Annotated in this window: 7 protein-coding genes and 1 pseudogene; 5 read left to right on the forward strand and 3 right to left on the reverse strand. The window is 66.6% G+C overall.

The genetic code is table 11. The annotated features are described in order from the left end of the window. Positions 1–25: 25 nt before the first annotated feature. From ACM9NP_RS20950 to ACM9NP_RS20960, 3 genes are all read right to left on the reverse strand, one after another. Positions 26–1,597 (reverse strand): ricin-type beta-trefoil lectin domain protein, encoded by a 1,572-nt coding sequence (locus ACM9NP_RS20950; RefSeq protein ID WP_415648466.1) that lies wholly within the window; start codon positions 1,595–1,597, stop codon positions 26–28. Between the two features lie 163 nt (positions 1,598–1,760). Then, positions 1,761–2,201, reverse strand: a complete 441-nt coding sequence (locus tag ACM9NP_RS20955) for a hypothetical protein (protein WP_415648467.1) — start codon at positions 2,199–2,201, stop codon at positions 1,761–1,763. Positions 2,202–2,411: 210 nt separating this feature from the next. Next, positions 2,412–2,846, reverse strand: a complete 435-nt coding sequence (locus ACM9NP_RS20960; RefSeq protein WP_415648468.1) for a hypothetical protein — start codon at positions 2,844–2,846, stop codon at positions 2,412–2,414. 321 nt (positions 2,847–3,167) lie between these two features. Between ACM9NP_RS20960 and pdhA the strand changes: the two genes are divergently transcribed. From pdhA to ACM9NP_RS20985, 5 genes and pseudogenes are all read left to right on the forward strand, one after another. Further along, positions 3,168–4,331 (forward strand): pyruvate dehydrogenase (acetyl-transferring) E1 component subunit alpha, encoded by a 1,164-nt coding sequence (gene pdhA / locus ACM9NP_RS20965; protein ID WP_415648469.1) that lies wholly within the window; start codon positions 3,168–3,170, stop codon positions 4,329–4,331. Beyond that, entirely contained in the window at positions 4,328–5,317 is a 990-nt protein-coding gene (locus tag ACM9NP_RS20970) for an alpha-ketoacid dehydrogenase subunit beta (protein WP_415648473.1), read from the forward strand. Before pdhA ends, ACM9NP_RS20970 begins: the two co-directional genes overlap by 4 nt. A gap of 9 nt (positions 5,318–5,326) precedes the next feature. Then, on the forward strand, positions 5,327–6,706 hold the full coding sequence (locus ACM9NP_RS20975) for a dihydrolipoamide acetyltransferase family protein (RefSeq protein WP_415648470.1): 1,380 nt from the start codon (positions 5,327–5,329) through the stop codon (positions 6,704–6,706). A 444-nt stretch (positions 6,707–7,150) separates the two neighbouring features. Then, the gene (locus ACM9NP_RS20980; RefSeq protein WP_415648471.1) at positions 7,151–7,294 is read left to right on the forward strand and encodes a hypothetical protein; all 144 of its coding nucleotides are present in this window, start codon (positions 7,151–7,153) and stop codon (positions 7,292–7,294) included. A 272-nt stretch (positions 7,295–7,566) separates the two neighbouring features. Then, positions 7,567–7,781, forward strand: a pseudogene (locus tag ACM9NP_RS20985) (hypothetical protein); the annotation flags it as partial.

Genomic DNA, 7,781 nt, shown 5'->3' on the forward strand with positions numbered 1-7,781 from the left:
CGAGGAACCGATCAATCGAGCATGATCAGTATGTGTCGGAACCGATCCAGTCGTTGTAGCCGTAGCCGACCGGGTTGGTGTAGGACCTTGTGGACAGGCTGAGACTCGTGCCGGCGCCACCGCAGGCGGCGAGCGTCAATCCACCGCCGGAACTCGTCGGCATGGACAGGCACAGGTCCGGATTGGACACCGTGCGAATGAGCGAACCGTCGACCAGGAAGTTCTGGTTCGCGCCGCCGTAGCAGTCCCACAGCAGGACAGGCGCTCCCGCCGTCAGGCTCGTGGCGTCCACACAACGGTCGTGGGACAGCTCGATGTGGAGGGACTGTTGAGCACTGTCGTACCAGAAGCCCTGGTTACGGCCGCCGTGACAGCCGTACGCCTCCAGCGGCGTGTCGTTGCGCGAGTTGTAGCCGTTCGCGTCGACGCACAGTCCACTGTCATTGCTCTTGATGTCCTTGAACTCCAAGAGGCCCTGATAGAGGGTGGTGCCGTTGGTGCTGGCCGGGTCCACACAGGTGGCCGTCGCCCAGCTCGGGTTGTTGAAGAAGTCGGTGACGCACGCCGCGAAGGCACCGTGGCCACGGGCGTTGGGGTGGAAGGACTGCCGGAACGCGTGCTCCGACGGCAACTCACCGACCTCGATGTACAGACCACGCGCCCAGGTGTTCTGGTCGCAGACGGCGTGCCCGTCGAACAGGCGACTCGCGTCGAGGTAGCGCACTCCACTGTCGAGCGCCGCAGCTCGGACACCCCGCTCGAACAGCGGAACGGCCTTGTTGCGCGCGAACGCCGCGTCCTCCAGGTAACCGAGGCAACCACCGGCGTACCAACCCGGGAAGTCCGGGTTGTCCTCCACGTCGGGGCTGATCGGGCTGGGGTACGACATGACGGTGAACTGATAGTCCGAGTCGAGGTAACCCGCGTTGGTCATGGTCTGCCGGATCGCGGCGATCGACGCCTCGACGCCGTCACGGCTCACCTCGACCCGCGCGGCCCAGCTGTCGGTCTCGTCCTCCCAGCAGGTGCCGAGGAACAGGACACGGTTGGTGACGCACTGCGTCATGGTCGGGCCGAACTCGATGCCACCGGAGTCGTTCGCGCCGATGACGACCCACACCATGCGGATCTTCGTGTTGCGGGCCTTGATCGCCAGGTTGTCACCCTGGTTCAGCTCGTCCCACTGGGTTTGACCGTTGCCTTCGATCAGGTGCGGACTCGCCGCGCCCGAACAGGCGACGTTGTACTGCACGTCGGTGTCGATGCCGGTGCGGAACGCGGCCTGATCGTACGAGCGGTCGCACCAGTTGCCGTCCCGGTGGGTGTTGGGGTCGTAGTTCCCGACGCCCTCACCGGAGATCTCGCTGTCGCCCATCGTGACGATGGAGGTCGCGCGCTCGTCGAGCGGCCGGATCTCGGGGCTGCCGTATAGAGAGGTCGCTTCGGCGGCGCGGATCGTTTCGAGGTTCGCCGGCAGCGGGGTGACCTCGGGCCGGTCGGCCGCCAGTGCCGGGGATGTTGCGGAGAGGGTCAGTGACGCGGCGGCGATGACGATCGCGCCGAGCCCGGCCGTCCACCGCCTTCGGGGGTGAGTCATGGCGGTCTCCCATTCGAGACATTGACACGAATAACTTGATGGGAGATTACCGAGCCGTGACGGAAATGTGAAGACTTTTCAAGTCTTGGATGTACGGATATCGATATACGAAGAGGGGCGCCGCTCCTGCCACCAGCGGCGCCCCTGTAGACGGTCGCCGGGTTCAGGCGACGGCGACCGTCCGACGGCGCTTACGGAACAAGGTTCCCAGCTTGGCGTCGAGACGCCAGAGCTGCTTGTCGTTGCGCGTGTCTATCCAATAGCGATACCAACGACCCAGGGCCGTAAACGCCAGCTCGACGCCGGGCAGCGTCGGATCGGCATTCCACCGGACCTCACCGAGCTCCGACAGTTCGATGTCGATGTCGGCCCGCACCCTGCCGAGGACCTTCGACTGTCTCGTCACGACGAGCCTCGAGCCCGTGAGCAACATGAGGTGATCCCCGGACAGCCGACCGTCCGGCAGGACGCAATGGGCGAGCAGGACGACCGACTCGTCACTTCGGACATTTCGCCGCAGATTGGGCACGTGACGGCTGAGCGTGATCGTCGCGATACCGGCCTCGGAGGCGGCCGACAGCAACGTACTTGAGAAACGATCCATGATCTTTCGACCCCACCTTCTCGCCGCGATAACGGCGTTCTCAAGGGGTTCAACGAAATCCGCATGTGCAAGTTACGGTTGCAGGAATTGCATCCGGCGAGATTCATCCTTTCGAGAACTACGATCCCGTGATGTTCACCACACGCAACGCTGCGATGTCGACGTTCCGCGACTTGTCGACTCGGCACACCGCGCGACGGCGGCCGCCCGTCACTCCGACGACCACGTCCACGTGCGTTCGTCGCATTCGGACCGATCGGGCTCACCGAAGTGGGTGACGAAGCGACGGCCGGACTCCGTCTGGCGCTGTTCCGGCGACTGCGTCATCGTGAACGTCGGCGCCAGCGGCGCGGCGTCCGGCGGAGTCGGACGAGGGTCGGGCACAGTGGATTCCGGATCGTCGGCCTCCGCTTGTGGAGGGTCGGGCGGATCGATCGGCTCGGGCACGACGACCGGAGGCTGTGGAGGCCGCCCGGTCGGGATCACCTGTGATGGCAGGCCATTCGTCACCGCGATGGCCGACATGCCTCCGACTGCCGCGAGCGCCGTCGCGGCCGAAGTCGTGACCGCCATCGCGGCGATGATCACGGCGTGCCGCGCCCACCATCCACTGTTGCCATCGCCGACGTCCTCGGCGTGGTTCACGCGTCCCATCCTCGTCCGATCTCCCACCGACGGCCGCGAAGTCGGCGTCGACACTGGACGGCGCGCTGGTCTGTCTCACGCCGCCGGGGTTCGGCTCGCCATCGGGGAGGATCGCGGGTTGAACGGGGCGTCCGCGATGCCGACGACGAGGCCGCCGTAGATGTTACCGGTAGTGAGAATTCGCGTTCATTGGGTGAAAATGATGATCACGACGTGTGGCTGATCTCAGGTTCTGGAATGCTGGGGGCACCCCTAATGAACCGGCCATCGCGCAAGACCGGCCACCCCGGGCTTCCGCACACCTGAACTGGGAGGACGTAGATGGTCAACGGCGATCAGCACCGTACTGGTCCGAAGAAGAAGGCGCCGGCGCGGCGCAAGAAGACCGCGCCGCCGTCCGGCGACACCGAGATGGTGCAGCTGCTGACGGCGGACGGCGAGCGCGTGTCGCACCCCGACTACGACATCGACCTGTCGGACGACGACTACCGCAACCTGTACCGCGACATGACGATCGTGCGGCGGCTCGACTCCGAGGGCACGGCCCTCCAGAGGCAGGGCCAGCTCGGCATCTGGGCGAGCCTGCTCGGCCAGGAAGCCGCGCAGATCGGCTCCGGCCGCGCCTTGGCGCCGCAGGACATGGTCTTTCCGACCTACCGGGAGCACGGCGTGTTGTGGACGCGCGGCATCGACCCGATCATGCCCTTCGGGTTGTTCCGCGGTGTCGACCTCGGCGGCTGGGACTCCCGCAAGTACAAGTTCCAGATGTACACGATCGTCATCGGCGCTCAGGCCCTGCACGCCACGGGCTACGCCATGGGCGTGACGATGGACGGCAAGGTCGGCGGCGACGACGGCGAGGCCGTCATCGCCTACTTCGGTGACGGCGCGTCGAGCCAGGGCGACGTCAACGAGTCCTTCGTGTGGGCGAGCGTCTACAACGCCCCCGTCGTGTTCTTCTGCCAGAACAACCAGTACGCGATCTCCGAGCCGGTCATCCGGCAGGCGAAGGCGCCGCTGTACAAGCGCGCCGACGGCTTCGGTTTCCCCGGCGTGCGCGTCGACGGAAACGACGTGCTCGCGACGTACGCGGTCACCAAGGCCGCCGTCGACAACGCCCGCGAAGGCAACGGCCCCGCCTTCATCGAGGCGTTCACGTACCGGATGGGCGCTCACACCACGACCGACGACCCGACGCGCTACCGCGACTCGGGTGAGGTCGAGGAGTGGAAGACCCGCGACCCGATCGCGCGGCTGCGCACCTTCCTCAAGAACGAAGGCCTCGCGGACGGCGACTTCTTCGACGGAATCGACGCCGAGGCGGACAAGCACGCCCTCGACCTGCGTGAACGGGTCATCGCGATGCCCGACCCGCAGCCCAGCGCGATCTTCGACCACGTCTACGCCGAGGGATCGACGCTCGTCGACTCCGAGCGCGCCGAGTTCAACACCTACCACGCGTCCTTCGAGGGGAGTGACCACTGATGAGCGAGACCCTCCGTATCGGCGGCGCGATCGGCGCCGGGCTTCGTAAAGCCATGGAGAACGACCCCAAGGTCCTGTTGATGGGTGAGGACGTCGGCAAGCTCGGCGGCGTCTTCCGCGTCAGCGACGGTCTTCAGAAGGACTTCGGCGAGAACCGCGTCATCGACACGCCGCTGGCCGAGTCCGGCATCATCGGTACCGCGATCGGTATGGCGATTCGCGGTTGGCGCCCGGTGTGCGAGATCCAGTTCAACGGTTTCGTCTATCCCGCGTTCGACCAGATCGTCTGTCAGCTGGCGAAGATGCACTACCGGTCGCAGGGCACCGTCCCGCTGCCGATCGTCGTGCGGATTCCTTGCGGCGGTGGCATCGGCGCGGTCGAGCACCACTCGGAGTCGCCGGAGGCGTACTTCGCCCACACGGCGGGTCTGAAGGTCGTCTCGGCCTCGAACTCCGACGACGCTTACTGGATGATCCAGCAGGCGATCGCCTCGGACGACCCGGTCATCTTCTTCGAGCCGCTGCGCCGGTATCAGGAGAAGGGCGAGGTCGACACGTCCGGTTCGCTGGAGGACGCGTACCCGCTCTTCGAGTCCCGAGTCGAGCGCGAGGGCGCCGACGCGACCGTGATCGCGTGGGGTTCGATGACGAAGGTCGCGCACGACGCGGCGACGGCGGCGGCCGATGACGGCCGTTCGCTGGAGGTCATCAACCTGCGCACGCTGTCGCCGCTCGATCTCGAACCGGTGTACGCGTCGGTCCGCAAGACGGGCCGGGCGGTCGTCGTCCACGAGGCGCCGTCGAACGTCGGAATCGGCGCCGAGATCGCGGCCCGGATCACCCAGGACTGCTTCTACTCGCTCGAGTCCCCCGTCCTGCGGGTGACCGGCTACGACACCCCGTACCCGGCCGCGCGGCTGGAAGAGGAATATCTGCCCGATTTGGACCGCGTCCTCGACGCGGTCGACCGGACCTTCACTTACTAGGGGACGCGGATGCCGAAGTATCAGCAATTCAATCTGCCCGACCTGGCGGAGGGACTTGTCGACGCCGAGATCATCAAGTGGCTGGTCCAGCCGGGCGACACCGTGACGCTGAACCAGCCGATCGTCGAGGTCGAGACGGCCAAGGCGCTGACGGAGATCCCGTCGCCGTACGTCGGTGAGGTCACGACCCTGCACCACAAGGAGGGCGAGACCGTCGACGTCGGGCAGCCGTTGATCACCTTCGACACCGATCCGGGTGGCGAACCGGAGGCGGCCGCGCCGCCTGCGGGCGACGGCGGCACGGTCATCGGCGAGACGACGGCCGACGGACGCACGGCGGTCCTCGTCGGGTACGGCCCGAAGGCCGTCTCGGGGAAGCGGCGCCCCCGCAAGGGCGCCCCGGTCGCGAGTGCGGGCCCGGCCCGCGAAGTGGTGGCCCCGCCTCCGCCCGCCCCGGCCCCGGTCGCGCCGAAACCCGTGGCTCCCGCGCCGACTCCCGTGGCGTCGGCGGCCTCTCTCGTGGCGCTGGCGAAGCCGCCGGTCCGCAAGCTCGCCAAGGACCTGGGCGTCGATCTGACGACCATCCAGGGCACGGGCCCGTCCGGGTCGATCACCCGTGACGACGTCCACGCCTCCGTCGAGGCGGCGTCGAACGGTTCGGCCGTCGCGAAGTCGACGCCGACGCAGCGCGAGGAACGGATCCCGATCAAGGGCGTCCGCAAGTTCACCGCGGAGAACATGGTGGCGAGTGCCTTCACGGCGCCGCACGTCACCGAGTTCCTGACCTTGGACGTCACCGAGATGATGACGACGGTCAAGCGCCTGAAGGCCATGCCGGAGTTCGAGGGCGTGAAGGTGTCGCCGCTGCTGTTGGTGGCGAAGGCCGTCATTCTCGCGGCGAAGCGGCACCCGATGATCAACTCCTCGTGGGACGCGGCGGCGGCCGAGATCGTCGTCAAGCACTACGTGAATCTGGGCATCGCGGCGGCGACGCCGCGCGGCCTGATCGTTCCGAACGTCAAGAGCGCCGAGGAACTGTCGCTGCCGGAACTGGCGGCGGCGCTGACGGAGCTGGCGGCGGTGGCCAGGGAGGGCAAGACGCCTCCTCAGGACATGAGCGGCGGCACGATCACGATCACGAACGTCGGTGTGTTCGGTGTGGACACCGGTACACCGATCCTGCCGCCGGGCGAGTCCGCGATCCTGTGCTTCGGCGCGGTGAAGGACATGCCGTGGGTGCACGAGGGTCAGGTGGTTCCGCGCAAGGTCACGACGTTGAGCCTGTCGTTCGACCACCGCATCGTCGACGGTGAGCTCGGCTCGCGGTTCCTGGCCGATGTCGGCCGGTTCCTCGCCGATCCCGGCGCGTCGATGCTCGCGTGGGGTTAGGGAGGTTGTCCCACGACTCGGCGACGGCGACGGCGTCTCGGCCGGTTCCACCGGTCGTGATCAAGCCCAGAATCACCGGTGAGCTGGGGTTTCTCCGACTGACCGACTGACCTTCACGGCAACGCCTCGCACGAACCGAACCGACGGGACGAGTTCCACCCTTCGATTCACAGGCGAACCGCCTCCACCGTTACCGGTGGGGGCGGTTTTTCGCTGGCGGCAGTCGGTGCCGCGCGGTATGGTCCGTCGGCGGCGCGGAAGCCGAAACGGTCCGATTCGCGGGCGTGGAGACGCCCGGCACGCCCACGAATATAAAGATCGATGCATAACGATTCCAAGTAATCGACGTCACGTGAGCGCGTTCACCTTAAAATCGATGGCATTTCGTGGGTATTTCCTGTTTAATCAAAGGGAATCACAACAACGTCCCAAGAAATGAGCACCATGAGCACCCTCGACAAGTTCCGCAACTACCGCCAGCGCCGTTCCGAGATGCTGGCCCACCGCGCCATGACGCGCCGCGAGCTGGACAACCCAGCCGAGGCCGCCCGCGCCGAAATGCTCTTGTTCTCGAACCGCATGTGGTAATGCCATGCGGGACAACAAGACTTCACCCCCGGTGAGGCGTCCAAGTCCCCCCGAGGACGCCCCACCCACCGGTGACCGCGGCTGAACAGCCGCCGGTCACCGGTTTTTTGTTGCCCCACAACCCGACATACCTCGCACACCCGGCCGATTCAGGTCAGTCAATCCGCTGGGCGTTCGCAGCTTCGTGCATCAACCCAGTAACGTGTAGCCGGACCAGCAGGCATCAGACACGCCACGTGCGGCAGGAGCACGTCGGCTCAGCAGGAGGCGCAATGACGTCCGAGCAGAACAACCCGTCGGCGTCGCCGGGTGAACCCCCCTCCCCGCCGCCATCGCACGGCGAGCAGGACGACGACAACACCACCGTGTTGCGGCCGCAGACGGGCCCCTCGGCACCCACGTCCGGTGGACCAGCGGCCCCCAACTACCAGCAACAGCCGCCCGCGCCGATGGCCCCGCCCCCGATGGCCACACCGCCGCCCATGAC

Origin of the sequence: Stackebrandtia soli (genome assembly GCF_965137155.1) — a bacterium.
GTDB lineage: Bacteria > Actinomycetota > Actinomycetes > Mycobacteriales > Micromonosporaceae > Stackebrandtia > Stackebrandtia soli.